This window comes from Ideonella sp., from assembly GCF_036277275.1.
Classification (GTDB): Bacteria; Pseudomonadota; Gammaproteobacteria; order Burkholderiales; family Burkholderiaceae_C; genus Ideonella.
Window position 1 is genome coordinate 14,659 of the sequence record NZ_DASUNH010000030.1, and the last position, 24,942, is coordinate 39,600.

At 69.4% G+C, this 24,942-nt stretch carries 26 protein-coding genes and 1 tRNA gene; 11 read left to right on the forward strand and 16 right to left on the reverse strand.

Annotated features, from left to right (window positions below; translation table 11 throughout):
- Window positions 1-56 precede the first annotated feature (56 nt).
- A tRNA-Ser gene (locus VFY73_RS06860) sits at window positions 57-148 on the forward strand.
- Between the two features lie 72 nt (window positions 149-220).
- On the opposite strand, the gene VFY73_RS06865 is transcribed toward VFY73_RS06860, so the two are convergent.
- The 9 genes from VFY73_RS06865 to VFY73_RS06905 form a co-directional block, all read right to left on the reverse strand.
- Window positions 221-1,180: an arginine N-succinyltransferase gene (locus VFY73_RS06865; RefSeq protein WP_329717182.1), complete on the reverse strand. Its 960-nt coding sequence runs from the start codon at window positions 1,178-1,180 to the stop codon at window positions 221-223.
- The gene (locus VFY73_RS06870; protein WP_329717183.1) at window positions 1,173-2,255 is read right to left on the reverse strand and encodes an arginine N-succinyltransferase; all 1,083 of its coding nucleotides are present in this window, start codon (window positions 2,253-2,255) and stop codon (window positions 1,173-1,175) included. The genes VFY73_RS06865 and VFY73_RS06870 overlap by 8 nt, the downstream gene beginning before the upstream one ends.
- The gene (locus VFY73_RS06875) at window positions 2,248-3,270 is read right to left on the reverse strand and encodes a GlxA family transcriptional regulator (protein ID WP_329717184.1); all 1,023 of its coding nucleotides are present in this window, start codon (window positions 3,268-3,270) and stop codon (window positions 2,248-2,250) included. The genes VFY73_RS06870 and VFY73_RS06875 overlap by 8 nt, the downstream gene beginning before the upstream one ends.
- A gap of 13 nt (window positions 3,271-3,283) precedes the next feature.
- The gene (locus VFY73_RS06880; protein ID WP_329717185.1) at window positions 3,284-4,060 is read right to left on the reverse strand and encodes an ABC transporter ATP-binding protein; all 777 of its coding nucleotides are present in this window, start codon (window positions 4,058-4,060) and stop codon (window positions 3,284-3,286) included.
- A gap of 14 nt (window positions 4,061-4,074) precedes the next feature.
- On the reverse strand, window positions 4,075-5,199 hold the full coding sequence (locus VFY73_RS06885; protein ID WP_329717186.1) for a succinylglutamate desuccinylase/aspartoacylase family protein: 1,125 nt from the start codon (window positions 5,197-5,199) through the stop codon (window positions 4,075-4,077).
- A 4-nt stretch (window positions 5,200-5,203) separates the two neighbouring features.
- Complete coding sequence (locus tag VFY73_RS06890; protein WP_329717187.1) at window positions 5,204-5,890, reverse strand: ABC transporter permease; 687 nt, start codon at window positions 5,888-5,890, stop codon at window positions 5,204-5,206.
- A gap of 265 nt (window positions 5,891-6,155) precedes the next feature.
- Window positions 6,156-6,842, reverse strand: a complete 687-nt coding sequence (locus tag VFY73_RS06895) for an ABC transporter permease (protein ID WP_329717188.1) — start codon at window positions 6,840-6,842, stop codon at window positions 6,156-6,158.
- A gap of 5 nt (window positions 6,843-6,847) precedes the next feature.
- Complete coding sequence (locus VFY73_RS06900; protein WP_329717189.1) at window positions 6,848-7,648, reverse strand: ABC transporter substrate-binding protein; 801 nt, start codon at window positions 7,646-7,648, stop codon at window positions 6,848-6,850.
- 29 nt (window positions 7,649-7,677) lie between these two features.
- The gene (locus tag VFY73_RS06905) at window positions 7,678-8,949 is read right to left on the reverse strand and encodes a cyanophycinase (protein ID WP_329717190.1); all 1,272 of its coding nucleotides are present in this window, start codon (window positions 8,947-8,949) and stop codon (window positions 7,678-7,680) included.
- A gap of 255 nt (window positions 8,950-9,204) precedes the next feature.
- Here VFY73_RS06905 and VFY73_RS06910 point away from each other — a divergent pair, with 255 nt between their 5' ends.
- The 7 genes from VFY73_RS06910 to VFY73_RS06940 all read left to right on the forward strand — a co-directional run bounded on the left by VFY73_RS06910 (window position 9,205) and on the right by VFY73_RS06940 (window position 16,631).
- Window positions 9,205-11,934, forward strand: coding sequence for a TonB-dependent receptor (locus tag VFY73_RS06910; RefSeq protein ID WP_329717191.1), 2,730 nt, complete (start codon window positions 9,205-9,207; stop codon window positions 11,932-11,934).
- Window positions 11,935-12,011: 77 nt separating this feature from the next.
- Complete coding sequence (locus tag VFY73_RS06915; protein WP_329717192.1) at window positions 12,012-12,326, forward strand: hypothetical protein; 315 nt, start codon at window positions 12,012-12,014, stop codon at window positions 12,324-12,326.
- Between the two features lie 186 nt (window positions 12,327-12,512).
- Window positions 12,513-12,908, forward strand: a complete 396-nt coding sequence (locus tag VFY73_RS06920; protein WP_329717193.1) for a hypothetical protein — start codon at window positions 12,513-12,515, stop codon at window positions 12,906-12,908.
- A gap of 85 nt (window positions 12,909-12,993) precedes the next feature.
- The gene (locus tag VFY73_RS06925) at window positions 12,994-13,494 is read left to right on the forward strand and encodes a tetratricopeptide repeat protein (protein ID WP_329717194.1); all 501 of its coding nucleotides are present in this window, start codon (window positions 12,994-12,996) and stop codon (window positions 13,492-13,494) included.
- Window positions 13,495-13,604: 110 nt separating this feature from the next.
- Window positions 13,605-14,171, forward strand: coding sequence for a Spy/CpxP family protein refolding chaperone (locus tag VFY73_RS06930; protein WP_329717195.1), 567 nt, complete (start codon window positions 13,605-13,607; stop codon window positions 14,169-14,171).
- A 93-nt stretch (window positions 14,172-14,264) separates the two neighbouring features.
- On the forward strand, window positions 14,265-14,987 hold the full coding sequence (locus VFY73_RS06935; protein WP_329717218.1) for a response regulator transcription factor: 723 nt from the start codon (window positions 14,265-14,267) through the stop codon (window positions 14,985-14,987).
- A gap of 102 nt (window positions 14,988-15,089) precedes the next feature.
- Window positions 15,090-16,631 carry a sensor histidine kinase gene (locus VFY73_RS06940; RefSeq protein ID WP_329717196.1) on the forward strand — a complete coding sequence of 514 codons (1,542 nt, stop codon included), beginning with the start codon at window positions 15,090-15,092 and terminating at the stop codon, window positions 16,629-16,631.
- Here the strand turns inward: VFY73_RS06940 and VFY73_RS06945 are convergent, their stop codons facing one another.
- From VFY73_RS06945 to VFY73_RS06955, 3 genes are all read right to left on the reverse strand, one after another.
- Window positions 16,632-18,035 carry an MATE family efflux transporter gene (locus VFY73_RS06945; protein WP_329717197.1) on the reverse strand — a complete coding sequence of 468 codons (1,404 nt, stop codon included), beginning with the start codon at window positions 18,033-18,035 and terminating at the stop codon, window positions 16,632-16,634.
- Window positions 18,032-18,499: a DUF3717 domain-containing protein gene (locus VFY73_RS06950; RefSeq protein WP_329717198.1), complete on the reverse strand. Its 468-nt coding sequence runs from the start codon at window positions 18,497-18,499 to the stop codon at window positions 18,032-18,034. Before VFY73_RS06950 ends, VFY73_RS06945 begins: the two co-directional genes overlap by 4 nt.
- Window positions 18,500-18,573: 74 nt before the next feature.
- Entirely contained in the window at window positions 18,574-19,137 is a 564-nt protein-coding gene (locus VFY73_RS06955) for a PaaI family thioesterase (RefSeq protein ID WP_329717199.1), read from the reverse strand.
- Between the two features lie 49 nt (window positions 19,138-19,186).
- Between VFY73_RS06955 and VFY73_RS06960 the strand changes: the two genes are divergently transcribed.
- Together VFY73_RS06960 and VFY73_RS06965 are read left to right on the forward strand one after the other, a co-directional pair.
- Window positions 19,187-19,687: a MarR family winged helix-turn-helix transcriptional regulator gene (locus VFY73_RS06960; protein WP_329717200.1), complete on the forward strand. Its 501-nt coding sequence runs from the start codon at window positions 19,187-19,189 to the stop codon at window positions 19,685-19,687.
- Window positions 19,680-20,915, forward strand: coding sequence for an MFS transporter (locus tag VFY73_RS06965; protein WP_329717201.1), 1,236 nt, complete (start codon window positions 19,680-19,682; stop codon window positions 20,913-20,915). The genes VFY73_RS06960 and VFY73_RS06965 overlap by 8 nt, the downstream gene beginning before the upstream one ends.
- Here VFY73_RS06965 and VFY73_RS06970 read toward each other — a convergent pair.
- The 3 genes from VFY73_RS06970 to VFY73_RS06980 all read right to left on the reverse strand — a co-directional run bounded on the left by VFY73_RS06970 (window position 20,912) and on the right by VFY73_RS06980 (window position 22,967).
- Window positions 20,912-21,691: a DNA-binding domain-containing protein gene (locus VFY73_RS06970; protein ID WP_329717202.1), complete on the reverse strand. Its 780-nt coding sequence runs from the start codon at window positions 21,689-21,691 to the stop codon at window positions 20,912-20,914. The genes VFY73_RS06965 and VFY73_RS06970 overlap by 4 nt on opposite strands.
- Window positions 21,688-22,539: a DUF692 domain-containing protein gene (locus VFY73_RS06975; RefSeq protein WP_329717203.1), complete on the reverse strand. Its 852-nt coding sequence runs from the start codon at window positions 22,537-22,539 to the stop codon at window positions 21,688-21,690. Before VFY73_RS06975 ends, VFY73_RS06970 begins: the two co-directional genes overlap by 4 nt.
- Before the next feature lie 164 nt (window positions 22,540-22,703).
- Window positions 22,704-22,967: a hypothetical protein gene (locus tag VFY73_RS06980; RefSeq protein ID WP_329717204.1), complete on the reverse strand. Its 264-nt coding sequence runs from the start codon at window positions 22,965-22,967 to the stop codon at window positions 22,704-22,706.
- 244 nt (window positions 22,968-23,211) lie between these two features.
- On the opposite strand from VFY73_RS06980, the gene VFY73_RS06985 reads away from it, so the two are divergent.
- The gene (locus VFY73_RS06985) at window positions 23,212-23,688 is read left to right on the forward strand and encodes a cupin domain-containing protein (RefSeq protein WP_329717205.1); all 477 of its coding nucleotides are present in this window, start codon (window positions 23,212-23,214) and stop codon (window positions 23,686-23,688) included.
- A 43-nt stretch (window positions 23,689-23,731) separates the two neighbouring features.
- Here the strand turns inward: VFY73_RS06985 and VFY73_RS06990 are convergent, their stop codons facing one another.
- Complete coding sequence (locus tag VFY73_RS06990) at window positions 23,732-24,853, reverse strand: aromatic ring-hydroxylating dioxygenase subunit alpha (protein WP_329717206.1); 1,122 nt, start codon at window positions 24,851-24,853, stop codon at window positions 23,732-23,734.
- Window positions 24,854-24,942: the final 89 nt, after the last annotated feature.

The following is a 24,942-nucleotide window of genomic DNA, read 5'->3' on the forward strand; positions in this document are numbered from 1 at the left end:
GAATGCGCGGCTTCACCCAGTGACCACGGGTGCCGAGAAGATTCAAGAAGAGTTCAGGAAAGGTGGCAGAGTGGTCGAATGCACCGGATTCGAAATCCGGCGTACTGGTTCTCCAGTACCGAGGGTTCGAATCCCTCCCTTTCCGCCAGGTACGCTTTCGCAGCTGTTCGCAGCGATCCGCAAACACCCCTCAAAGCCCCGCATGTCGGGGCTTTGTTGTTCATGGCTGTTCGCTGCTTCTTGAGTGCCCCGCGACAGCCTCTGCGCCAGCGGACGCCGGCGCAGCCCACAGGCGGGTGGCGGCCGTCGTGCCCAGCTGCGCCAAGCTGGCCTGGCTCATCTGCAGCTCTTCGCCGTCGACGCGCGCGGCCGCCAGGCGCAGGCCGCTGTCGCCTTCCAGCGCCAGCCAGCATCGCGAAGTGGGCGTCACGTCGACAGCGGCCGTGCTCAGCCAGCGGCCACCGCGCGCAACCGGCGCGTCGAGGTGGCCTTCATGCACCGGGCCGCCGTCGAACACGGTGACATGCTGACCCGCGTGCAGGCCATTGGCGGCCAGCGCGTCGGCCCAGGGACGTGCGTCTTCTGCCGGGCGTGACAAGGCTGTTTGCGCCGCGTCGCTCAGCAGCGCCACCATCACCGGTTGACGCGGCAGCAAGGGCGCCAGCCCTCGCACCCAGGCGGCGCCGAAACGCCGCTCTGCCTGCGCCGGGCCCATGGGCAGGCAGTGCTGGCCCAGGCCTTGCCAGAAGGGCGAGTGGCCGTGGGCATCGCGGATGCCGGGCAGCTCGGCGAACACCCGCGCACCGGGCGATGCGGCCCCTTGGCGCTCGGCGCGCATGCGGCGCATGGCCAGCCAGGCCAGTGCCGCCTCGACCAGCAGGCGCGGTGCCTCGGCCCGACCGGCGTCGGCGCGCAACTCGGCCAGCTCGGCTGCGCCGCAAAGGTCGCTGCCCAGCAGCAAGGTTTGTTGCAGGCGAAACAGGTTGAGTTCGGCCGAGGCATGCAATGCGCGCCCCAGGTGGAACCAGTGGCGCGGCTCCTGCAACCCGGCCTGGTCGACCACCAGCAGCGTGGCCAACACGCGCGGCTGGTCGCCCTGCGTGGCAGGGGGCTCGGTCAGGGCCAGGCGCCAGGTGCCGGGCGTGTGTTCCGCGGTGGCGCGCAGGTGCAGCTCAGACATGGTGGGCGTCCTCTTCTGGGGCCAGCGGTGTGGCGATGGCTGGTTCGCCAGGGCCCAACGCGAGCTTGGTGCCGAGTGCCGCCGGCAACTCTGCGTCGCCGTCTGCGAGCCGGCACAGCACCGCGCGGAAGTCGGCGCGCTGAGACGACGCGGCAATGTGCAGCGCGGTGCGGCGCACCGACGGTTCCGTGCCTCCAGGGCTGATGCGCACGTGCCGCGAGAGCGCGACGCTGCGCGCGCTGGTCAGACGTGTCTCGACGATCGGGCCGGCATCGAACACGTCGACGTAGGTGTCGGTGTCGAAGCCCTCGTCCTGCAGGATGGAGAACGGCAGCGCCGCCACCGGGTGCAGTTGGCCGACGGCCCACTGCGCCTGCTCAGGCAGCAGCGCCACGTAGACGGGCGACTGCGGCAGCAGCTCGGCGATGAAGCGCTTGCTACGGCCCACCGCCAGGCGCTCGGCGGTGGGGTAGTCCAGACCGATGAAGCGCTGGCCCACGGCGGCCCAGAAGGGGCAGTGGCCGTTGTCGTCCGCCAGGCCCGGGCTTTCCGCCGCCACGCGCTCGGCAAAGCGCTCGGCGAACTGGTGGATGAACAGCAGGCGCCCGCGCGACAGCAGCTGCGGTGCAGGCGTTCGCTCGTAGGCGGGCTCGATGTAGAACGAGGTCAGCAGCGTCGCGCCGGTCAGGTCGTGGCACAGGTGCAGGGTGTGCAGCCGGTTGCTGGCGGCGAGCGCGGGGCTGACCTGCACGGTGTACTCGTTGCGGTAGCAGTAGAACTGCCCACCTTCGCCCGCCGCAGCGGTGATGCCGGCGGTGCCCACCACGCGGCCGGCCGCCATGTCTTCCAGCACGAAGAGGTAGATCTCGCCGCCGCTGGCGTCGTCGGCGTTGGTGAAGGCTTCGGTGGAACGTGCCAGCCGGTCTTGCAGCACGCTGCGGTCGGCGGGCAGGGTGGTGATGCCATGCGCACTGGCGGCGGCCAGGCGCTCCAGCGCGTCCAGGTCGGCCGCGTGCGCGGGGCGCAGCAGGTAGCGGTCGGGGTCGTGCAACGGGGCGTTCACGAAGTCAGTCATGGGGTGTCTCCTCGGCGGCAATTGCCGCCGGGTTGAAAGCGGTGGGTGACCGGGGCGCGGCGCGCCAGGCGGCGGCGCGCTGGGCGCGCTCGTCCCGCGGGGTGTGGCCGTATTGCGCACGGTAGGCACGCGAGAAGTGCGGGGCCGAGGCGAAGCCGCAGGCCAGGCCGATCTGCAGGATGGACTGCGGCCCGTCCAGCAGCAGCCGGCGAGCACGCGCCAGGCGCAGCTGCATGTACCAGCGCGCGGGCAGCTCTTCCAGGTGCTGCTTGAACAGCCGCTCCAGCTGCCGGCGCGACACGCCTACCAGCTGCGCCACGTCGTCGGTGGCCAGGGGTTCGGCGAGGTTGGCCTCCATCAGGGCCACCGCCTCGCTCAGCTTGGGCGGCATGGCGCTGCCGGCGCCGGCGCGGCTGGCGCCCTGGCGCTCGTCGGCCGGGCGCAGGCGCGCCAGGCCGAAGTGGGCCAGCAGTTCGCGCTGCAGCTTGGGGCCGTGGCGCTGCCCCAGCCAATGCAAGGCCAGGTCCAGGCTGGCACCGCCGCCGGCCGCACTCGGCTGCGAGTCGCCGGGCTCGAAGAGCTGGGCCGAGACGACCACGGCGGGGTGGCGTTGCGCCAGCTCGGCCACGTCGGCCCAGCGCACGGTGCAGCGCGCGCCGTCGAGCAGGCCCGCGGCCGCCAGCCAGCCGGCGCCGCTGCCGATGCCGCCCAGCACGTCGGGCCGTGGCGCGAGTGCTGCGAGGGTGGTGCAGGCGATGTGGTCGGCTTCGGAGTTCGGCAGGCACGGCGCGACGACGAAAAGCGCAGCCAGCGGCCCGGCCGCGGCCAACGGCGCATCGACGGCGAATTCGCGGCCGAGGCTGCAAGCCACCGGCGCACCGTCGGCCGACAGCAGCCGCTCCTCGTAGCCGATCGACGGGTCCAGCGCATTGGCGGCGCCGAGCGCATCGCGCACGCCGGCCCATTCGAGCAGGTGAAAGCCCGGCAGCAGCCAGAAACCGACGCGCTGCGCCACGCCGCTGCGTGCCCTATTTCAGGCCGGAGCCGATGAACTGCCGCAGCCGTTCGCTGCGCGGCGCGCCGAAGAGCTCAGCGGGCGGGCCTTCTTCCTCGACCTTGCCCTGGTGCAGGAAGACCGTGCGGCTGGAGACCTCGCGCGCGAAACCCATCTCGTGCGTGACGACCAGCATGGTGCGGCCCTCGGCGGCCAGGTCGCGCATGACCTGCAGCACCTCGCCCACGCGCTCGGGGTCGAGCGCCGAAGTGGGCTCGTCGAACAGCAGCACCTCCGGGTCCATGGCCAGCGCGCGGGCGATGGCCACGCGCTGCTGCTCGCCGCCCGACAGCTGCGCCGGAAAGGCATCGGCCCGGTGCGCCAGGCCCACACGGTCGAGCAGCGCATGCGCGCGCTCGGTGGCCTCGGCCTTGGGCCGGCCCAGCACGTGCACGGGCGCTTCGGTGATGTTCTGCAAGGTCGTGCGATGTTGCCAGAGGTTGAAACTCTGGAACACGAAGGCCAGCCGCGTACGCCAGCGGCGCAGCTGAGCCGCATCGGCGGCGTCGAGCTCGCCTTCGCGGGTGGGGCGCAGCTGCAGCGTCTCGCCGCCGAGCGCCATGGTGCCCTGGTGCGGCCGCTCCAACAGGTTCAGGCATCGCAGCAGCGTGCTCTTGCCTGAGCCGCTGGAGCCGATGATGGTGATCACGTCGCCGGGTTGGGCGGTGAGGCTGACGCCGCCCAGCACCTCGCGCTGGCCGAAGCGCTTGTGCAGGTCGTGGACGTGGAGGCTGGCGGTGGGTTGGTTCATGGCGGGTTTCAACTTCATGCCGACATCAGCCGGCCTTCGCGCAGAGGCTCGCGCCCGGCCACCTTGGCCAGCGTGGCGCCCGCGCGCACGAAGCGGCGGCTGGCGCGCGCGTAGAGCAGCCCGTCGACCGGGCTGGACAAGGTGGTGCAGGCGCCGCTGGCAGGGTCGATCAGCTCGGCCAGCGGCTGGCCGGCGGCCAGGCGTTCGCCGCAATCGGCCAGGAAGACCAGCACGCCGGCGTGCGGCGCGCGTACCGGCATGGATCCGGCCAGGGGCAGGGCGAGAGGTGGGGCATGCTTGCTTTCGGTGGGGGCCGGGCCGTCGACGAAACCCTGCATTGCGAGGAAATCGACCAGTGCCTGCGCGTCCTGCGCGGCCAGGCGGTGGCACACGTCGACCTCGCCGCGCAGTTCCACCGTGGCGGCCAGGCAGCGGCCGGGCAGTTGGTCGGCGTCCATGCCCAGGCGTTCGGCCAGGCGCGGCCAGAAGGTCGAGCAGGCTTCGTCGAAGGGCGCGTCGCCCGAGTCGCTGGCCAGCAGCGCCAGCGGTGCGCCCAGGCGCTGCGCCAGCGGCGCGAAGGTGGGCCAGCCCTCCGGCGTGGTGTAGAGGTGCAGCACGGCCTCGTGGTCGCAGTGCAGGTCCAGCACCAGGTCGGCGTCGGCGGCCAGGCCCAGTAGCGTCTTGCGCAGGCTCGCCAGTTCGTCGGTGGCGGGCAGGCCGGCGCAGGCCTCGGCGAGCGCGGCGCGGGCCTGTTGCAGGTTGGCCGCAGCGTCGTTGCCCAGGCGGCCCAGCAGGGCCTGGGCCACCGTGCCGCTCAGGTCGGCGTAGTGGCGGTTGAAGTTCTCGCCCGAGCCCAGGTCGAAGCGGCCTTGCGGCTGGCTCAGCGGGTGCTGGGCCAGGCCGATCGGGTTGGCGGCCGGCACCAGCACGACCTCGCCGGTGAGCCGGCCCTCGGCTTCGAGCTGGCGCAAGGCCAGGCGCAGGTGCTGGGCCACCAGCATCGGCGGCACCTCGTCGGCATGCAGCGAGGCCTGCAGGTAGGCCTTGCGGCCGCGGTCGGTGGGGCCGTGGTGCAGGCTGACGAGTTCGCGGGTGGTGCCGGGTGCGGCGGGCGCCAGGCGGTGGTGTCTGACTTGCATGGGTTCAGCGCGCCCGCAGCGGCAGCAGCCATCGACGCTCGGCGGCGCGGAACAGCGCCACCAGCACGAGGGTGAGGGCCAGGTACAGCAGCGCCGCGGTGATGAAGGATTCGAAGGGCAGGTAGTGGCGCGCGTACAGCTCGCGCGCCGCGCCGGTCAGGTCGAGCAGGGTGACGACGCTGGCCAGCGAGGTGCCGTGCAGCATCATCACCACCTCGTTGCCATAGCCGGGCAGCGCGCGCCGGAAGGCCGAGGGCAGCACGATGCGGCGCAGCATCACCCCGCGCGACATGCCCAGCGCCTTGGCTGCTTCCACCTCGCCGTGCGGCAGCGCGCGGATGGCGCCTGCCAGCAGCTCGGTGGTGTAGGCGCAGGTGTTGATGGCGAAGGCCGCGATGGCGCAGAACCAGGCCGAGCTGAGCCAGGGCCAGAGCACCGACTCGCGCACCACGTCGAACTGCGCCAGGCCGTAGTACAGCAGGAACAGCTGCACCAGCATCGGCGTGCCGCGGATGAAGTAGGTGAAGCTCCACACCAGGCGCGACAGCCACGGTTGCGGCAGGCTGCGCAGCACCGCCAGCGGCACGGCGGCCAAGCCGCCCACCAGCAGCGCGGCCATCAGCAGGCGCAGGGTGGTCCACAGGCCGAGCAGCCACTGTGGCCAGGCCTCGATCATGGGTTCGAGTGTCATTGGAGCCCCTCGCTCGACGGGTATGTCGATCGGTCCCCCGAGGGGAGGGCGGGCCGGCTTGGGAGCGGCCCGGCGCTCGGCCCGGTGGAATGGAGCCCCTCGCTCGACGGGTACGTCGATCGATCCCCCGAGGGGATGGCGGGCCGGCTTGGGAGCGGCCCGGCGCTCGGCCCGACAGTGTGGAGCCCCTCGCTCGACGGGTACGTCGATCGATCCCCCGGGGGGATGGCGGGCCGGCTTGGGAGCGGCCCGGCGCTCGGCCCGCTCATAGCGCACCCCTCCGAGTGCCGATGGACAGCCGGCGCTGCGCGGCGGCGAAGGCGAGTTCGGACAGCGTCGTGAAGCCCAGGTAGACGAGCGCCACGGCGGTGTAGAAGAGGAAGGGTTCGCGCGTGGCGCCGGCGGCGAGGCTGGCGCGGTGCATCAGGTCGGTCAGGCCGATCACCGACACGATGGCCGTGCTCTTGAGCAGCACCAGCCAGTTGTTGGCCAGCGGTGGCAGCGCGTGGCGCAGCATCTGCGGGCCGACGATGCGCACGAACACCTGCCAGCCGCTCATGCCGCAGGCCAGCGCCGCCTCGCGCTGGCCGGGTGGAACGGCGAGGAAGGCCCCACGGAAGGTCTCGGCCAGGTAGGCGCCGAAGACGAAGCCGATGGTCAGCACCCCGGCGATGAACGGGTCGATGTCGACGTAGGTGCCGTCCAGCGCTGCCACCACCTCGTTGACCAGCATCTGCCCGCCGTAGAAGACGAGGAGCATCAGCACCAGGTCTGGTACCGCGCGCACGACGGTGGTGTAGGTGGCGGCCAGCGCGTTGAGCGCGCGCGAGCGGGCCAGCCGCGCCATCGCGCCAGCCAGTCCCAGCACGGTGGCCACGGCCAGCGAGCAGAAGGCGACGGCCAGGGTAATGCCCGCGCCCTCGGCGAGCGCGCCGGTGTATTCGTGCAACATGGGGGTTACTTCTGGGCCGCGGCGGCGTCGCCGTAGATGTCGAAGTCGAAGTACTTGTCCTGCAGCTTCTGGTAGGTGCCGTTGGCGCGGATGGCAGCGATGGCCACGTTCAGCGACTGCAGCAGCGCGGGGTCGTTCCTGCGCACCGCCACGCCCACGCCGTGGCCGAAGTAGGCCGGGTCGGTGTAGGCCGGGCCGGCGAACACGAAGCCCTTGCCCTGGTCGCGCTTGAGAAAACCCGCGTCAGCAGCCACCGCGTCCACCAGCGTCGCGTCGAGCCGGCCGGCGGCCAGGTCGAGGTAGATGTCGTCCTGCTTGGCGTAGCGAACGATCTCGCTGTGCTTGAAGGTGTCGGTCGCGAAACGGTCGTTGATGGTGGCGCGCTGCACGCCGATGCGCTTGCCCTTGAGTCCTTCGGGGCTGACGACCAAGCCGCTGCCGGCCTTGATGATCACGCGGTTCGGGGTCTTGTAGTACTTGTCGCTGAAGGCGACGGCCTTCTTGCGTTCTTCGGTGATCGACAGCGACGCGACGATGGCGTCGAACTTGCGCGCGTTGAGCGCTGGGATCATGCCGTCGAAATCCTGCTGCACGAGGGTGCAGCGGGCCTTCATCTGCTCGCACAGGGCGTGGGCGATGTCGATGTCGAAGCCCTTGAGCTGGCCATCGGCGCCCACTTGCGAGAACGGCGGGTACGCGCCTTCCACGCCGATGCGTACGGCGCCGCCGGGGGCGAGCTGGGCGGCGGCAGCCAGAGGCAGGCCGAGGGCGAGCGCGGTGATGGCGCGGCGGATGTGGCGGGTCATGTCGGTTTCCTGTCTGGTTCTGATGGGGGTCAGCGGCTCCAGGCCGTGTAGAGCGGCTGGCGCAGGCGCATCGGTGTCACGTCCAGTCCCATGTGGGCGACGGTGTAGTCCTCGCCGCCGAAGTGGCCGGTGAACCAGCCGTGGGTGTCGGGCCGCTTGTGCAGGCGGAACTCGAATCCGAGCTCCGGCGCCGGGTCGTCAGCCGGTGGCAGGGCGTTGAAGGCGAGGCCGCGCAGCTCACGCTGTGGGCTGTCCAGCAGGTGCGCCATGGCGTTCGAGATCGTCGCGTCGCCCAGCATGTCGAGCGGGAATATGCGGTTGTTGAAGTAGGGCTTGAAGTCGGCCGCGTTCGGGTCGATGCGGTGATCGGCCGCCTTGGGCGCCGAAGGCGTGAGCACGCGCGTGGCCAGGTCGTAGCGGTCGCCACGGTCCAGGTAAGTCAGCACGGCGTTCTTCAGATTGAACGCACCCAGCGCGGCGTCGTGCGCGGCGGTCGACAGGTCGGCCAGCAGCGCGCCGCGCCCACCTATCACCTCGACCTGCGTGCCGCGAACGATGGCGGCGCTGTTCTCTTCCACGCCCAGGCCCAGCGTGTAGCCGCGCTGCAGCATCAGCGGCAGCATGCGGCCGATGCGGCCGCGGCGCAGGAAGTGCTGGTCGACGAACAGGCTCGGGCCGACGAAGCCCAGGCCGCGGTCGACCTCGCGGCCGTTGCGCAGCGGGCCCTTCATCGCGGCCATCACGTCCTGCGCATCACGGAACATGGTGGTGCTCATGATCGCGGCGCCGGCGGAGGTGCCGGCCACCACGCCGCCGCGGTTGAACACGTCCCACACCGCCTGAAGCAGCGGTGTGGTCTGGCCGACGGGCTGCAGCGTGTCGACGATGCGCTCCTGCGCGCCACCGGAGAAGAACACGCCCTGGCAGCCGCGCACTTTGTCGACCCACTCGGGGTGCTTCACGGCCGCGGCCAGGTCGACGCCCGGCAGCTTGGGCGCGACGGCGATGTGCTCGGTGCGGGCGCCGTGCTTCTGCAGCGCACGGGCGATGAGGCCGGCGCTGCGCTCGGGGTTGCCGGCGGCGGTGGCGAAGATCGCGAAGCGCGCGCCCGGGCCGCCGGCCAACGCTACCAGGCGCGACCAGACCTCGTCGTTGTCGTAGCGCAGCGCGCCGCCAATCGGGACGGCGGTCGGCACGGCAATGCCTTGCGTGGAAGGGTTCGCGGCTTGCGCCAGGGCGGCGGGCGCGGCGGCGGTGGCGGTGAGTGCCGCAAGGAAGCGGCGGCGGTGCTGGTCATGCATGGGCCGCGATGTTGTCGGCGCGGCCCGGCCTTGTCGCGGGGGTTGCCCCGCAGCCGGCGGAATCAGGCAAGCCCATGTCGCAAGACAGCAAGCTGCGCCCGTGGCTGCGCACGGCCGCTTGACGTTTTGCGACGCGCTCTTGCCCGGCCGCGCCGAACTGGGGGCGACCCGCTGGCCGCCCACGAACTGGCTTCCTAGAGTCCGCCGCCATCGCACCGCCGGTGGTGCGAACCCGTCCCCAGCCAGGAGTTGTCCATGTCCCGTCGTTCCCGCCCCGAGTTCTCTTTGCGCCCTGCCGCCTTGGCCGCCGCGCTGCTGGCCGCCACCCTGGGCGCGCAGGCGCAGCAGGAGCCTGCCGAAGGCACGTCGCAGCGCGTGGAGATCACCGGCTCCAGCATCAAGCGGGTGGAGGGCGAGACCGCGCTGCCGGTGCAGATCATCAAGCGCGAAGACATCGAAAAGACCGGCTCCACGACCGCGGCCGAGCTGATCAAGACCATCAGCGCGAACACTGCGCCGCTGTCCGACGGCGCCAGCATCACCGACAGCACCTCGGGCCAGCGCGGCTTCAACGGCGCCAACATGCGCGGCATCGGCGTCTCCAGCACGCTGGTGCTGCTGAACGGCCGCCGCCTCGCGAACTTCGCCTCGCCGGGCGACAACGCGGGCGTGGACCTGAACAACATCCCCGCCGGCGCCATCGAGCGGGTGGAGGTGCTGAAGGACGGCGCCTCCGCCATCTACGGCACCGATGCGATCGGCGGCGTGATCAACTTCATCACCCGCAAGGACTACCGCGGCGTCGACCTGCACGCTTACGCGTCGGGCACGCAGGAAGGTGGCGCGGGCAAGCGCACCGTGGCGATCTCCGGCGGAACCGGCAACCTGTCCGACGACCGCTTCAACCTCTTCGGCGTCCTCGACTTCCAGCAGCTCGATGCGCTGCGCTCCAGCCAGCGCCAGTTCATCCAGGACCGGCCGCTGGCCGAGCGCCTGCCGGCGCTGATGTCGAGCAACACCTACCCCGCCAACATCGATTTCTTCGACAACCAGCGTGATCTGCTGGTCGATGCTGGCGTGCTGCCCGCAGACAGCGGCACGCGCGTCAACCCCTCGGCGCCGGACTGCAACCCGCCTGCCACCGTGCATGCGCCCGACGGCCCTGGCGGGGCGCAAGGCTGCAGCTACGACTACATGCGCGACACCGAGATCTACCCCGAGTCGCAGCGCATTGGCTTCGTTGGCCGCGCCACTTTCGCGCTGGACGAGGACAACCACCTGTTCGCCGAGCTGGTGCAGTCGCAGGCGAAGACGCGCTATGTGCTCAGCCCGAACCCGCAGCGTATCCGCAACCTGCCCACCAGCGTGCTGCCCGAGCCTTACCGCAGCGTGCTCGAAGACGCCGGCGAGGTGGACTTCAGCGGCATCCGCCTGCGCATGGCCGAGGCCGGCAACCGCACCAACGAAGTCACCAGCGAAGCGCAGCGCATCGTGCTGGGCGCGAGCGGCGTGGCGATGGGCTGGGACTACGACCTGGCCGTCAGCCGTGCCGAGAACCGCGCGATCGACAAGTACGTCGACGGCTACGTGCTGTACGACGAGTTCGTCGAAGGCGTGACCAGCGGCCTCATCAACCCGTTCGGCGCGTCGTCGGTCGACGGCCGCGCCTACATCGACTCGATCAAGATCAATGACGAGGCCCGCAAGTCCGCGGGCGTGAGCACGGCCATCGACGGCAAGATCAGCCGCGCGCTGACCCGCCTGGCCGGCGGCGACCTGGGCCTGGCGCTGGGCGGCGAGTTCCGCCACGAGAAGACCAGCTTCACGCCCTCGACGCTGCTGGTCAGCAACAACATCGCCGGTGACCGCGACTCGTCGGGCCTGTCGAGCGACCTGGCCGCCACCAGCGACAGCCGCAAGGTGGCCTCGGTGTACGGCGAACTGAGCGCGCCGTTCACCAAGGAGCTGGAGGCTCAGTTCGCGCTGCGCTACGACAAGTACAGCCAGGTCGGCGACACGGTGAACCCGAAGATCGGCCTGCGCTGGCAGCCCGACAAGCAGTGGCTGGTGCGTGGCTCGGCCGGCACGGGCTTCCGCGCGCCGTCGCTCACCGACCTGAACCGGCCCACGACCTACGGCGTGACCTCCAGCCTGATCACTGACCCGTACTGCGTCGACTTCGACGGCACCATCGATGGCTGTACCGACCAATGGCCGGTGGAGCGACAGAGCAACCCGAACCTGAAACCCGAGAAGTCGCGCCAGTTCTCGTTCGGCACGGTGTTTGAGCCCAGCCGCAACTGGAGCTTCAGCGTCGACTACTGGAACATCCAGGTCAAGGACGTGATCAGCACGCTGGGCGAGCAGATCATCATCGAGAACCCCGACCGCTACAACGGCACCTACATCGAGCGCGACGAGGACGGCTACATCACCAACGTCATCCTGCGCAAGGAAAACCAGGGCGAGCTGCGCACCTCGGGTGTCGACATCGACATCGACTGGCGCGGCGACAAGGGCGAGTGGGGTCGCTTCTCGGCGGGCATGAACGGCACGCTGGTGCTGACGTACGACCGCCAGTTCGGTCCTGAGGAGCCGTTGCGCAGCAACCTGGGCGTGTTCCTCAACGACCAAGTCATCCAGCGCTGGCGTCACCGCCTGTCGTTCGGCTGGGACTTCGGCGCGGTCGGCCTGACGCTGGCCAACAGCTACTCGTCGGGCTACCGCGACCAGAACACCACCTACGACCCGTCCAGCGACCAGTTGCTGCCCAGCCGCCGCGTCGAAGCCTACTCGCTGTGGGACCTGACCGGTTCGTGGGCCGTGGACGAGACCCTCAAGCTGCGCGCCGGCGTGCTGAACCTCTTCAACACCGCGCCGCCGTTCTCGAACCAGGCTTACTACTTCCTGGCCGGCTACGACCCGACCTACACCGACCCGCGCGGCCGGACGTTCTATGCGGCGCTGAGCTACAAGTTCCGCTGACCGCAGGCAGAAAACGGTCTGCTGCCGAGCCCGGGCGATCGGTTCATACTGGAGTCCCGCTTGCGTTGGAGGCCGCGATGAGCAGCTACCTCATTGTCAAGACGCGTACGGCCCCAGATGGCAAGGTCACCGAGGCGGTGATGCGGCAGATGAAGCTGGCGCCCGACGGCAGCAAGCTGCTGGGCTTGCTCGAAGAGCAGCCGTGGGGCAGCAGCACCATCGCCAACCTGATCGCTGCCGGCCATTCGGTCTTCGTCGGCGTGCCTGGGCCGAAGGGTGACTGGAATTACGGCGACGAGGTGAAGGTGGTCGGCCCGCAGCACGATCTGCAAAGCGTCGACGATGAAGGGCTGCGGACTTACTCGCTGAGTCACCTGCCGGCGATGAACTGAGCAGGGGACCAGGGCTGCGCCGGCTGTGACGGTACGCGGCGATCGGCGTCCTCATCTCGCGGCGCTCAGGCCATCTTGCTCTGCTGCAGGCTGTTCCTTTGGCTTGACGGCCGGTCGGGTCCTGCGAGACATCCGGACGTGGCCTGCGAACACTGGATGGTTTCAAAGACCACCTGGAGATTCGCGATGTCTCGCTCCTACCGCCTTGCCACTGTCGTCATTTCTGCCTGCGCCGGCCTTTTGCCGCTCGGTGCCGCCCAGGCTGCCGCCACCGAGCATCTGAACGCCGCGAGCGTCGGACCTTCGCAGGTGCAGGTGATGGCCCGTGGGCAGGCGATCAGCAGCGCCGAGTTTGCAGAACTGCGTGGCGAATACCGCCTGGCCGGCGGTGGCCGGCTGGTCGTCGAGGGTGTGCGGCACCGACCGATGGTGGCGCTGAACGACCGCGCGCCGGTGCGGCTGGTGTCGCTGGGCGAGCATCGCTACGCCAGCGCCGACGACGCACTGCAGCTTCGGTTCAACGCCCATGCCAACGGCAACGTCGATGCTGTAACCATCACGCTGCCAAACGGCACTCACTGAGCGTCCGCCGCATTGCGGTTGAAGGCGGACGCGGTGGCGCTGTGGCTGCCTCCACCGACGACCACCGCAGTGCGAGGATGCCCCAATGAAGCTGCCCAAGAGCTGGATGGCGTTGATGTTGACCCTGGCGCTGGTGTCGCCGCTGGCGCAAGCCGCCGGTGGCGGTGGCGGGGCCGGTGGATCCGGCGGAGGTAGTGCCAGGTCGGACCCTGAATTCAACAAGGCCGTCGAGGCGATCAAGGCGAAGCGGTTCGAGCAGGCGATTCCGCTGCTGCAGGCCTACGTCGTCCGCTCGCCCGACGACGCAGACGGCGAGAACTGGCTGGCCTATTCCTTGCGGAAGACAGGCCAGATGGACGCGGCTTTCGAGCACTACGCCAAGGCGTTGAAGCTCAATCCAAATCACCTCGGCGCGCACGAATATGTCGGCGAGGCCTACCTGATGGTCGGCAACCTGGCCAAGGCCGAGGAGCATCTGAAGTTCCTCGACAAGCTTTGCTTTCTGCCGTGCGAGGAGTACACCGACCTGAAGACCGCGGTTGCCGCCTACCGTGCGAACCAGGGGCTGTCGATGGCCAAGCCTTGAGCGTGGGCTGAACGCCCGGTTTACGGTTCTTTACGCTGGGGGCAAACGCTTCTGACACGGGCCACCGACCATGCGTCTCATTGTCATGAGAGACCAAGGAAGGAGCCGCGATGAAGCCCATCCACCTGCAGACGACCTGGCGCTATGTGGCAGCAGGCCTGGCGCTGTCGGCCGCCGCCGCGTTCGGCATCGTCAACCTTGCGTCGGCGCACGGCCGGCCCGATGCGCCGCCGCCGGCTGGCATGCACCCTGGGCACGGCGTCGGCATGCCCGGCATGGGCCTGCCGCTGGTCGGCCCGATGATGGACCGCATGCTCGACGACGTGCAGGCCACACCGGCCCAGCGCGAGCAACTGCGCCAGATTGCCCAATCGGCGCAAGTCGACCTGAAGGCTCCCGGCGAGGCTGCGCGTGCCGATCACGCCCATCTGGCCGAACTGTTCGCCCAGCCCACCCTCGACCCGGCGGCGATCGAAGCGCTGCGCCAGCAGATGCTGGCCCGGCACGACCAGGTCAGCAAGCGGCTGAACGTGGCGATGCTGGAGGCGGCCCAGGTGCTCACCGCCGAGCAGCGCCAGCACCTGGCTTCGCGCATGAGGCAGCACGCGCAACGGCGGGCGGAGCACCAAACCGAGCGCATGGGCCGCGGCGCGGCTGTCGATGCGGCCCCGCACTGATCACGAAGGCCTTCCATGACGTATGCTTTGACGACGGTGCGCGCACCGCGCGCCGCGCGTGAAGGGGCGCCTGGCGCCTTCGCCGCCACCGAAATGAGCCCCGCCAAGCTGTTGTTGATCGACGACGATACCCGCCTGACCTCGATGGTGGGTGAGTACCTGCGCGGCCATGGGTTCGACGTGGACACCGCCGGCTCGCTGGCCATCGGGCGCGAGCGCCTGCGCAGCGGGCTGTACGACGCCCTGGTGCTGGACCTGATGCTGCCTGACGGCGATGGCCTGGAGATGACCCGCGAGCTGCGGGGCGACTCCCGCACGCGTCGGCTGCCATTGCTGATGCTGACGGCCCGCGGCGAGCCGATGGACCGCATCATCGGCCTGGAGATCGGCGCCGACGACTACCTGCCCAAGCCGTTCGAGCCGCGCGAGTTGCTGGCCCGCATCAAAGCCTTGCTCCGCCGGGCGGCGCCCGAGCCCGCGAGCGACGAGGTGCTGCGCTTCGGCCGGCTCGAAATCGACCTCGGCGCGCGCGAGGCCCGGCTGGACGGCAAGCGCTGCGACCTGACCGGCCACCAGCTCGAACTGCTGACCGTGCTGGCCCAGAGCCCCGGCCGGGTGCTCAGCCGCGACCAGATCATGGATGCGCTGAAAGGCCACCCGATGGAGGCTTTCGACCGCTCGATCGACGTGCACGTTTCACGCATCCGGGCGGTGATCGAAGACGACCCGAAGAACCCGAAACGGGTGCTGACGGTGCGTGGCACCGGCTACGTGTTTGCCCGCAAGCAAGACCAGGAAGCCACCGGCAATGACTGAAGCAGCGGCGCCGTGCCGGGCTTGCGATCCCCCGGCGGGGCATGTGCCTTCGCCGGGGCTGGGCCAACGCCGCCCTGCGCGCCGGCGGCGCCGACCGCGCCCTTGAAATCCCTCTACCTGCGCATCTGGCTGACGGTGGTGACCGCGCTCGCGTTGTTCGCGCTGGCGTCGGGCTGGCTGGTGCAGCGCCACCTGGAGCAGGAGCGGCAGCGTGCCGAGGCCGTCATCACCGAGCGGATGGCCGCGTGGGGCGACCTGATCCAGAACTCGATCCCCGGACCCGGCGCGACCGCCGAAGAGCAGACCAACGCGTTGCGCGAGTGGTCACGTCGCCTGCGCGTGCCGTTGGCCTTGCATGACGTGCGCGGCCATCGCATCGGCGCATCCGAGTCTTACCTGCGGCGTGAGGCCGATGGGCCGAACGGGCCGCGACGGCCTTTTTCGATCCACCTGGAAGATGGCCGCACGCTGTGGCTGATGCGGCCGAACATGGTGCGCCTGCAGCGCGGGGAACAGGCGCTGGAGGGCGAACGCCCGCCGCCGCTGGCGATCGGCGCGGTGGTCGCGCCTGGCGGTTCGGCCTCCGGCGTGATCGTGCACAACGTTGGCGGCGAAGACCGGCCCGACCTGGTGCCGGGCGGGCCACCCGGCGCACCGCCTGATCCGATGGTGGTCGTCGGCCAAGGTGCCGTGCCGGGTGGGCCGGGTGGGGGCGGCGGGTTCCGCATCGGGCTGCCACTGCCACCGCCGCCCGCCGACTGGTTGGCCAGCCTGGGTCTGGTGGCGCTGTTGCTGATGCTTTTTCTGGCGGTGGCCGGCGGCGCATACCCGGTCGTGCGCCGGCTGACCCGGCGGCTGGAGACGCTCAAGCAAGGCGTCGAAACCTTCGGTGCCGGTGCGTTGCACCACCGGGTGCTGGCCGACGGCAAGGACGAAGTGGCCGCTCTGGCCACCAGCTTCAATCGCGCCGCCTCCCGCATCGAGGCCTTGGTCAAGTCCAATCAGAGCCTGCTGGCCAATGCCAGCCACGAACTGCGCTCACCGCTGGCGCGCTTGAAGATGGCGGTGGCGATGCTCGACGACGCGCCGCCATCGATGCAGGCCGGCCTGAGGCGCGAGATCGACACCAACATCGGTGAGCTCGATTCGCTGGTTGAAGAGGTCTTGCTGTCAAGCCGGCTGGATGCGGGTGCCGTCCACGACCTGGCCGGGCAGGTCGACCTCGCGGGCTTGCTGGCCGAAGAGGCATCGCGTGTCGGCGCGGAGCTGACGGCTTCGCCTGAAGGCGCGGCATTGCGCGTCCCGGGCAGCGAACGCCTGTTGCGACGTGCGGCCCGCAATCTGCTGGAAAACGCGCGCCGCTATGGCGGCGGTGAGGTCAGCGTCGAACTCGGCGGCGTGGCCGGTGGCCAGGTGGCGGTTCGAGTCTGCGACCGGGGCGTCGGTGTGCCCGAGGCCGAGCGCGAGCGCATCTTCGAGCCGTTCTATCGCCTGCCGGGCCATGCCGAGCGTGAAGGTGGCGTCGGGCTGGGGCTGGCGCTGGTGCGCCAGATCGCCGCGGCCCACCGGGGCGAGGTGCGCTGCGAAGCGCGCGACGGCGGCGGCAGCTGCTTCGTGATCACGCTGCCGGTGGCCGCCGGCTGATCAGCGGGCAGGCGGCGGTCGGAGCCTGAGCTGCATCAACGCAGTCAGCGCAATGCCGGCGACGACCAGCCCCGCGGTCGACGCGGCCCAGAAGCCGCGTGCGCCCTGCAGCACTTCGGGCGTGCCACCGAACAGATCGAAGCCCAGCGTGTAGCCGCCGAACAGGCCCATGCCCCACAGCGTGCCGGCGTAGATGAACATCGGCAAGGTCGCGATGCGCCAGGCGCGGAGCACGAAGGCCGCAATCGTCTGCAGCGCGTCGGCCAGGTGAAACACGACCACCCAGGCCAACAGCGGCAATGCGGCGGCGGCGACCGCTGCGTCGGTCGTGTAGAGCGAGATCACTTGCTCGCGCGTCAGGTACATCAGCGAACCCAGCGCCGCGGCGATCATGGCGCCCAGCAGCATGCCGTGCCAACCGAGCTTGCGCGCATCGGCCAGATCACCGGCGCCGATGCGCTGCGCCACCAGTGTGGCTGTCGCATTGGCCAGCCCGAGCGGCAGCATGAACATCAGCGAGACGATGTTGACGGCGATCTGGTGACCGGCCACCGGCAAGGTGCCGATGCGCGAGATCAGCAGCGCCATCACGCTGAAGCCGGTCACCTCGACCAGGATCGCCATGCCCATCGGCACGCCCAGCCGCAACAGGCCCCACAAGGCCTTGCGGTTCGGCTCGTGCAGGCCGCGGCCCCAGAGTTTGAATTGGTCGTAGAAGGGGTCACGCCGCATCAGCAGCGCCGCCAGCAGCACCTGGGCCCACATCGCCACGGCGGTGGCAATGCCGGCCCCGGTGACGCCCAGCTCGGGCACGCCCAACGCCGGCACGCCGAATACCAGCGCGGCCGACAGTGGCAGCTTCAGCACGAGGCCGCCAATCTGCAAGGCCATCACCGCCTTGGGCCGCGAGACGGCGGTGTTGAAGCCCCGAAAGACGGTGAACAGCATCGAGGCCGGCAGCGCGAACGTCAGCGCCTGCAGGTAGCCGCGCACCCGATCGGCCATCTGCGGGCTGGCCTTGGCCGCCCACAAGAAGGGCTGTGGAAACAGCAGCAGCAGGCAACCGAGCACCGACAACGCCAGTGCAAGCCAGACGGCCTGGTGCGCCTCGTCGCCGGCGGCCTCCAGCCGCTGCGCGCCGAACAGCTGGCCGGCGATCGGCGACACCGCGAGCACGATGCCCATGAAGCCGACGAAGATGGTGACGTAAGCTGCTGCGCCGACCGCGAATGCGGCCAGGTCGTCCGGCGAGTGGCGGCTGACCAGCACCGTGTCGATGGTGCTGAAGGCCAGCACGGCGATCTGGCCGATGACGACCGGCCAGGCCAGCGGTGCGATGCGTCGCACGTCGGTCCAGAAGTTCTCCCCGCGGCTGCCGGTCGTCGACGCTGGAATGCTGCTCACGCCGCCCTTTCGGGAGGGTGCGGCGGAAAGGTTTCGGCAGCGGGGTGGTCGGCGCCGGTGGACGCGCGGGCGCGTTCGGCGTAGCGGTTGAAGCGCCAGGCCTTGGCTTCGAGCGTGATGCGGCGCCAGACCTGGCGCTTTTCGCCCGGGCTCAGCACCGGCCAGTCCTGCACCTCGTCTTCGGTGCGGCCGCAGCCCTTGCAAATGGCGTCGCCCTGTGCCGTGGAGCAGATCGCGATGCAGGGGGCGTCCGGCGTGCTGGCGTACCAGGCCAGCCAGGCGTCACGGGCCTTCGGCGGCATGCTGTGCTCGTCGGCCTCGTTCTCGCGGTAATACACCATGTAGGCGTACACCTCGGCCAGCGCGCGCACTTCGGGGCAGGCGGTCACGCCATCGGGCGACGGCGAGCGCTCGCGCCACCAGTTGATGGCGAGCTCGATGTCGTGAATGTGGATGCCGGCCATGCGCGCGTGTTCGTGAAGCACTCGCGGCCAGGCCGACGAGGGGAGGGCGATTCTAGGGTGCGCCGACCCGTGGCTCAGTGGGCGGGCGCGGCGGCCCCCACGCCGGGCAAGGGGAACACCAGGCAGGTGGTCGTGCCGTGGGCATAGAGCTTTCCATCGGGCCCGACGATGCGGGCTTCGGCGGTGGCCAACTGCCGCCCGGCGTGCACGACCTGGCCGATGGCCCGCAGCGGGCCGCTCTTGGCCGACGCGGCGCGAACGATGTTCACGCTCAGCTCGGCGGTGGTGTAGCCCATGCCGACCTGCATCGTGGTGTGCACCGCGCAACCCAATGCCGAATCGAGCAGCGTGGCGTACCAGCCGCCATGCACCGAGCCGAGCGGGTTGTAGTGCTTCAGTGCGGGCGTGCCCTGGAAAACTGCTTTGCCGAAAGCGATCTCGACCAAGCCGAAGTCCATCGTGTCGGCAATGTGCGGGTAGGGCAGCTCACCGGTGAGCATGGCGTTCAGCGCCTGCAGGCCGGTCATGCCGGCCACGTCGGCAGGGGCGGCCAGGCCGGCGCCACGGCCGGCGTTCATGCGGGCCTGCAGTTCGGCGTATTGCTGGTTCCACAGATCCAAAGTTTCTTCCGGGGTCATGCACGATCCTTTTGTTGTAGCTACAATAATTGTAGATGCAATATAAATCATGACACAGCCGAGTGCCAACCCTGCTGCCACTGCGGCGACACCAGCGGCCCCGCGCCCGAAGGACTGCACGCACGACAAGCTGCGCCGGTTGATGCGCCGCCTGTCGACGCACTACGACGCGCGTTTGCGCCGGGCGGGTCTGAAGACGACGCAGTTTTCGCTGCTGGCCCGTGTCGGCTACCTCGGGCCGGTGCGCCCGGCCGATCTGGCCGAGGCGATGGGGCTGGACGCCTCGACGCTGACGCGCAACCTGAAGCCGCTGGCCCAGGCCGGCTGGTTGACGGTGGATGCCGGTGTCGACGGCCGCAGCCGCCTGGTCAGCCTGACCGAAGCCGGCCGCGCCAAGCTGCTGCAAGCCCGCGTGCTTTGGCGCGAAGCCCAGGCGGCCCTGACCGCGCAACTGGGTGCCGAGCGGCTGACCGCGCTGCATGCGCTGATCGACGAATCCCTGGTCTTGTTGCCAGCCCACGAGCTCGAAGACGGAGCCTGCGATGAATGATTCTGTTGCGCCGCGCGGCCCGCAAAGCCTGCATTGGGGCTGGATCCTGCTGGCGGCAGCCGGCACTTTCGCGTTGACGATGGGCGTGCGCCAGTCGATGGGCCTGTTTCTCGGCTCGCTCAACAGCAGCACCGGGCTCGGCTTGGCCAACATCAGCCTCGCGTTCGCATTCGGCCAGTTGTGGTGGGGCCTGACCCAGCCGTTCGCCGGCGCGCTGGCCGACAAGCTGGGCGCGGGCCGCGTGTTGTTGACAGGCATGGCGCTGGTGGCACTCGGCACGGTGCTGACGCCGCTGATGAGCAGCACGCCGGGGCTGGTCCTCGCGGTGGGCGTGCTGGCCGCCGGTGGTGCCGGCATGGCCGGCCCCGCGGTGTTGATGTCCGCCGCGTCGCGGCTGATCCCTGCTGCCCGGCGCGGCCTGGCCACTGGCATCGTCAACGCTGGCGGTTCGTTCGGCCAGTTCGTGATGGCGCCGTTGGCCGGCGCCTTGACCTTGGGGCTGGGCTGGGCCAGCGCGATGCAGGTGATGGGCTTGCTGGTGTTGCTGGCGTTGCCCGCCGCATGGGCCCTGCGCGGCAATTCGGCGCAGGCCGCATCGACGGCCGCCAAGCCGGTGTCGACCCGCGAGGCGATCGCTGCAGCATTGCGCACGCCCAGCTACTTGCTGCTGGCTGGCGGGTTCTTCGTCTGCGGCTTCCACGTGGCGTTTCTCGCCACCCATTTGCCCGGTGTGGTCGCGGCCTGCGGGCTGCCGCTGCAGTACGGCGCCTGGGCGCTGGCCGTGCTGGGGCTGTTCAACATCATCGGCAGCCTGGCGATGGGTTGGGCGGTGGGGCGCTGGCGGATGAAGTCGTTGCTGTCGCTCGTCTATGCCGCGCGTGCAGTGGCGGTGCTGGCCTTCCTGCTCGCACCGAAGTCAGGCGCGGTGGTGTTGATCTTCGCCGCCTTCATGGGCCTGACCTTTCTCTCCACCGTTCCGCCGACGGCCGGCCTGGTCGCCAAGTTCTTCGGCCTCGGTAACATGGCCACCTTGTTCGGCTTGGTGATGCTGAGCCACCAGATCGGCGGCTTCCTTGGCGCATGGCTCGGTGGCCGGGTGTTCGAGGGCAGCGGCAACTACGATCTGGTCTGGATCATCGACATCGTGCTGGCCGTGGGCGCCGCGCTGATCCACCTGCCGATTCGCGAGGCGCCGCTGCAGCGGGCGCCGGCACTGGCGCCCGCTTAGGGCGCAATCAGCAAGCCGTCATCAATCCAGCGGCGCAGGGCGCTCGCCACCCAGGTCGGTGCGTTGTCGCCGCGACGAATCGCGGCTTGTTCGCACAGCATGGCGAAGGGTTCGCCGTCCAGGCAAGCGGTGAGCAGCTCGCCTTCGTCCGGCTGTAGCGAGCGCCAACGCGTTTCGAGGCCCTGGCGCCAGATCAGCAGCCGGTGGTCGAGGGCTTCTGGCTCGTCGGTGGCCGCATCTTCGTCGTGTGTCAGCGCTTGCCAGATGGGCTCGACGGCCCACTGCAGCGTCAGCAGGTGCACGGACGGATGCGGCGCGAACCTGGCGTCGGGCCATTGCTCGGGCGTCATCGCGGCGAGGGCCTCGAATGTGAGTGACGCCGCGTCGGCCGCATCGAAGCTGTAGCCGAGTGCCCACTCCATGGCTGCCAGGTCGGCGAGCGCGGGGTGGGGCAGGGCGTCCGGGTGATTGGCAAGCCAGTCGCGCAGGCCATCGCCGAAACAGCGTATCGACGGCTTGCGCGACGGTTCGTCGGCCAGGTAGGCCAGCGCCAGCGCCGCGAAATCATCGTCGCCCAACACGCGATGCACGACGGGCAGATTGCTGCGCAGGGCTTCGATCAAGCGTGCGCGGTAGGCGTGGTGGTAGACGCCGATGCGCGGCGGCTGGCCTTTGACCGCGCGCAACAGCGGCGTGACGGGAGCCTCGTCGTCGGCCAACAGCAGCGCCGCGAAGGCGCGCTGTTGGGCGAGCAGCTCTGGCGTCGTGCTACTCATACGGTCAACTCCTGCGCGGGTGCCAGGGTGATGGCCGATTCGCGCCGTGCGCGGTTCAGTTCGCTGACCAGCTCGGCCAACGCCGGGATGTGGTCGTCGCGCTCGATCATCGTCGGCACCGGCCCGAGGCGGGCGATCGTGTGGCGGTACAAGTCCCAGACCGCCTCGCAGACGGGGTGATCGTGGGTGTCGATCAGGAAGCCATCTTCGCCGGTCTCGTGCCCGGCCAGATGAATCTGCCGTACACGCTCGGCCGGCATCGCGTCGATGAAGGCGCGTGGGTCGAAGCCGTGGTTGGTGGCGCTGACGTAGACGTTGTTGACGTCCAGCAGCAGCTCGCAATCGGCGCGGCGAGCCAGTTCGGCGATGAACTGCCATTCGCTCATCTCGTCGGCCGACCAGGTGACGTAGCTGGAGACGTTCTCCAGCAGCAGCCGGCGGCCGAGTGCGTCTTGCACCTGCAACACACGCTCGGTCACGTGGCGCAGCGCGGCTTCGGTGTAGGGCAGCGGCAGCAAGTCGTGCAGGTTGTGCCGGTCGACGCCTGTCCAGCACAGGTGGTCGGAGACCCAGGCCGGCTCGATACGGTCCGCCAGCGCCTTCAGATCGCGCAGGTAGCCCAGGTCCAGCGGATCGGCGCTGCCGATCGACAAGGACACCCCGTGCATCACCATCGGCACATCGCGCCGGATCGCATCCAGGTGCGCCAGCGGCTTGCCGCCCGGCACCATGTAGTTCTCGCTGATGACTTCGAGCCAGTCCACGCCAAGCTTCGGCCCTGGCGTAGCGCGAAAGTCCGCGTAGTGATCGGTCCGAAGGCCGAGGCCGAAGCCAGAGAGGTTGTGCATATGGCAAGCGAGCTGGGCTTCGACAGGCTCAGCCCGAACGGAAGGGGGTTCAGGCGCGCGCAGCGCCGCCGCCGATCAAGTGGCGTGCGCGGGTCCGGCTTTGCCGGTCCGCTGCGCGAGCCCCCATGGGGGGCAGCCCGCCGGAGCGGGCGTGGGGGCCTAAATCAACCCTTCACCACCGTGCCGCCTTCCTTCTTGCACTCATCGGCGCTCTTCTTGTTGACCCAGCCCTGGCCCTTGCAGCTGTTGTGGCCCTTGCACTCGCTCTTGGCGGTCTTGCACTCTGAGGTGCCCTTGCAGCTGTTGACTCCCGAACACTTGACGCCGCCGTCTTCGGCGGCCTGGGCCATCGGGGCGGCGCCGAGGGCGAACAGGGCGGCAGCAGCGGCGGCGATCGCGACGGCGGACTTGGTGGTGTTGACGTTCATGTGAATGACTCCAGTGGTTAGGGGTGTTTGGGCGAGAAGGCCCGAAGAGCCCGGCCGGCAGGCACCGCGATTGCTGTGTCTGTTCGACCTTGCAGCGGTTCGTCGTGCCATTGGCCGAGTTCTTACACCCCTTACGCGCTGGACTTTCAATTGGACGCAAATCGGTCGCTCAGCAAATCCTTCACGCCCCACGTGCGCGCGTGTGTGGCTTGGTGAGCAATTGGCAACAGAATCTCGGCCCATCATGAAACGTACTCTGGTCGCTGCGCTCACAGGCGCGTGTCTCACGGTGCTGGCCGTCACGGCCGCCGACTCCATTCGTTACCACCATGGCGCACCGCCCCCGTCCGAGCGTGCGGTCGAGCGCCCGCTGGGCGAATTCAAGGTCGATCCGAGCTGGATTCTTTCGGGCAGCCCCGTCTTCCGGGGGGCCGAGACGGTTCGCTCACCCGATGGCAAGATGGTGAGCGGGCTGTGGGCCTGCGATGGGCCGACGTCGTTTGTCTGGCACTTCAGCCACGACGAGACGGTGCACCTGCTCGAGGGGCATGTCGAGGTGGAGTACCAGGGCCGCAAGTTCACGATCACGCCCGGCGACACGGCCAGCTTCCACGCCGGCACCAAGGCGGTCTGGCACGTGCCGAAGCATGCCAAGAAGGCTTACACGCTGCACCAGCCGAGCTGGATGGTGCGGGCCTGGCGCAAGCTGACGCGGATGTGACGAACGGCCGGGGCGGCGGGAGCCGCCCGGCCAATGTCGAAACCTACCAGCTGGGGCGGCCCAGCCCCATGACGCGGCGGTACCACTCGTGGAAGTGCTGCATGCCGTCTTCCATTGGGCTCTGGTAGGGGCCCGATTCGTCGTCGCCACGCTCGAACAGGGCCTTGCGGCCAGCGTCCATGCGCTCGCCGATCTCGTCGTCCTCGACGCAGGTCTCCATGTAGGCGGCGCGCTGGGCCTCGACGAATTCGCGCTCGAAGGCGGCGATTTCTTCCGGGTAGTAGAACTCGACCACGTTGAGTGTCTTCTGCGCCCCCTGCGGGTACAGCGTCGAGACGGTCAGCACGTTCGGGTACCACTCGATCATGATGTTCGGGTAGTAGGTCAGCCAGATGGCCCCGTGCTTGGGCAGTTGGCCGCTGCCGGCGCGCAGCACCTGCTCGTGCCAGCGCTCGTAGACCGGTGAGCCGGCCCGTTCCAGGGTGTTGCGCACGCCGACGGTCTGCACCGAGTGGTGCTTGCCGAACTCCCAGCGCAGGTCGTCGCAGGTGACGAACTGACCCAGGCCCGGGTGGAACGGGCCGACGTGGTAGTCCTCCAGATAGACCTCGATGAAGGTCTTCCAGTTGTACTTGCACTCGTGCATCTCGACGTGGTCGAGCACATAGCCCGAGAAGTCGAGATCGGCCCGCGGGCCCAAATGGGCCAGGTCGGCGGCGATGTCGCGCCCGTTGTCTTCGAAGACCAGACCGTTCCACTGACGCACCTTGTAGTTGTTCAGGTGCAGGCAGGGGTCATGGTCGAAGTGCGGCGCGCCGATCAGCTGGCCATGCAGGTCGTAAGTCCAGCGGTGCAGCGGGCAGACGATGTTCGAGCGCGTGTTGCCGCGCCCACGAAGCATCACCGCCTGCCGGTGCCGGCAGACGTTCGAGACCAGCTCGACCCCATCGCGGGTGCGCACGAGCGCGCGCCCTTCGCCCTCTTGGGGCAGCGCGTAGTAGTCGCCCAGTTCGGGCACGGACAGCTCGTGCGCCAGGTAGCGCGGTCCGTGCTGAAAGATGAGTTCCTGCTCCCTACGGAGCAGATCCTCGTCGAAATAGGTGGATACGGAGAGTTGAGAGCGCGCGCGCTCCAGAGCTTCCAGCGTGATGCTCAGGTCCGACATGATCCCCAGGATCTCCAAAAAACATGTCTGCCCCCCACCCGGTGGCCCCGCGGGTGGGTCTGAAAAAATGAAACCCCGCTTCACACCCT

What these genes read in the sequence shown, in the direction of transcription:
- VFY73_RS06865 (WP_329717182.1), bottom strand. Translation starts at nt 1,180, where the DNA reads ATGTCTGAGCTGCACCTGCGCGCCACCGCGGAACACACGCCCGGCACC.
- VFY73_RS06870 (WP_329717183.1), bottom strand. Translation starts at nt 2,255, where the DNA reads ATGACTGACTTCGTGAACGCCCCGTTGCACGACCCCGACCGCTACCTG.
- VFY73_RS06880 (WP_329717185.1), bottom strand. Translation starts at nt 4,060, where the DNA reads ATGAACCAACCCACCGCCAGCCTCCACGTCCACGACCTGCACAAGCGC.
- VFY73_RS06885 (WP_329717186.1), bottom strand. Translation starts at nt 5,199, where the DNA reads ATGCAAGTCAGACACCACCGCCTGGCGCCCGCCGCACCCGGCACCACC.
- VFY73_RS06890 (WP_329717187.1), bottom strand. Translation starts at nt 5,890, where the DNA reads ATGACACTCGAACCCATGATCGAGGCCTGGCCACAGTGGCTGCTCGGC.
- VFY73_RS06895 (WP_329717188.1), bottom strand. Translation starts at nt 6,842, where the DNA reads ATGTTGCACGAATACACCGGCGCGCTCGCCGAGGGCGCGGGCATTACC.
- VFY73_RS06900 (WP_329717189.1), bottom strand. Translation starts at nt 7,648, where the DNA reads ATGACCCGCCACATCCGCCGCGCCATCACCGCGCTCGCCCTCGGCCTG.
- VFY73_RS06905 (WP_329717190.1), bottom strand. Translation starts at nt 8,949, where the DNA reads ATGCATGACCAGCACCGCCGCCGCTTCCTTGCGGCACTCACCGCCACC.
- VFY73_RS06910 (WP_329717191.1), top strand. Translation starts at nt 9,205, where the DNA reads ATGTCCCGTCGTTCCCGCCCCGAGTTCTCTTTGCGCCCTGCCGCCTTG.
- VFY73_RS06915 (WP_329717192.1), top strand. Translation starts at nt 12,012, where the DNA reads ATGAGCAGCTACCTCATTGTCAAGACGCGTACGGCCCCAGATGGCAAG.
- VFY73_RS06920 (WP_329717193.1), top strand. Translation starts at nt 12,513, where the DNA reads ATGTCTCGCTCCTACCGCCTTGCCACTGTCGTCATTTCTGCCTGCGCC.
- VFY73_RS06925 (WP_329717194.1), top strand. Translation starts at nt 12,994, where the DNA reads ATGAAGCTGCCCAAGAGCTGGATGGCGTTGATGTTGACCCTGGCGCTG.
- VFY73_RS06930 (WP_329717195.1), top strand. Translation starts at nt 13,605, where the DNA reads ATGAAGCCCATCCACCTGCAGACGACCTGGCGCTATGTGGCAGCAGGC.
- VFY73_RS06935 (WP_329717218.1), top strand. Translation starts at nt 14,265, where the DNA reads ATGAGCCCCGCCAAGCTGTTGTTGATCGACGACGATACCCGCCTGACC.
- VFY73_RS06950 (WP_329717198.1), bottom strand. Translation starts at nt 18,499, where the DNA reads ATGGCCGGCATCCACATTCACGACATCGAGCTCGCCATCAACTGGTGG.
- VFY73_RS06955 (WP_329717199.1), bottom strand. Translation starts at nt 19,137, where the DNA reads ATGACCCCGGAAGAAACTTTGGATCTGTGGAACCAGCAATACGCCGAA.
- VFY73_RS06960 (WP_329717200.1), top strand. Translation starts at nt 19,187, where the DNA reads ATGACACAGCCGAGTGCCAACCCTGCTGCCACTGCGGCGACACCAGCG.
- VFY73_RS06965 (WP_329717201.1), top strand. Translation starts at nt 19,680, where the DNA reads ATGAATGATTCTGTTGCGCCGCGCGGCCCGCAAAGCCTGCATTGGGGC.
- VFY73_RS06970 (WP_329717202.1), bottom strand. Translation starts at nt 21,691, where the DNA reads ATGAGTAGCACGACGCCAGAGCTGCTCGCCCAACAGCGCGCCTTCGCG.
- VFY73_RS06975 (WP_329717203.1), bottom strand. Translation starts at nt 22,539, where the DNA reads ATGCACAACCTCTCTGGCTTCGGCCTCGGCCTTCGGACCGATCACTAC.
- VFY73_RS06980 (WP_329717204.1), bottom strand. Translation starts at nt 22,967, where the DNA reads ATGAACGTCAACACCACCAAGTCCGCCGTCGCGATCGCCGCCGCTGCT.
- VFY73_RS06985 (WP_329717205.1), top strand. Translation starts at nt 23,212, where the DNA reads ATGAAACGTACTCTGGTCGCTGCGCTCACAGGCGCGTGTCTCACGGTG.
- VFY73_RS06990 (WP_329717206.1), bottom strand. Translation starts at nt 24,853, where the DNA reads ATGTCGGACCTGAGCATCACGCTGGAAGCTCTGGAGCGCGCGCGCTCT.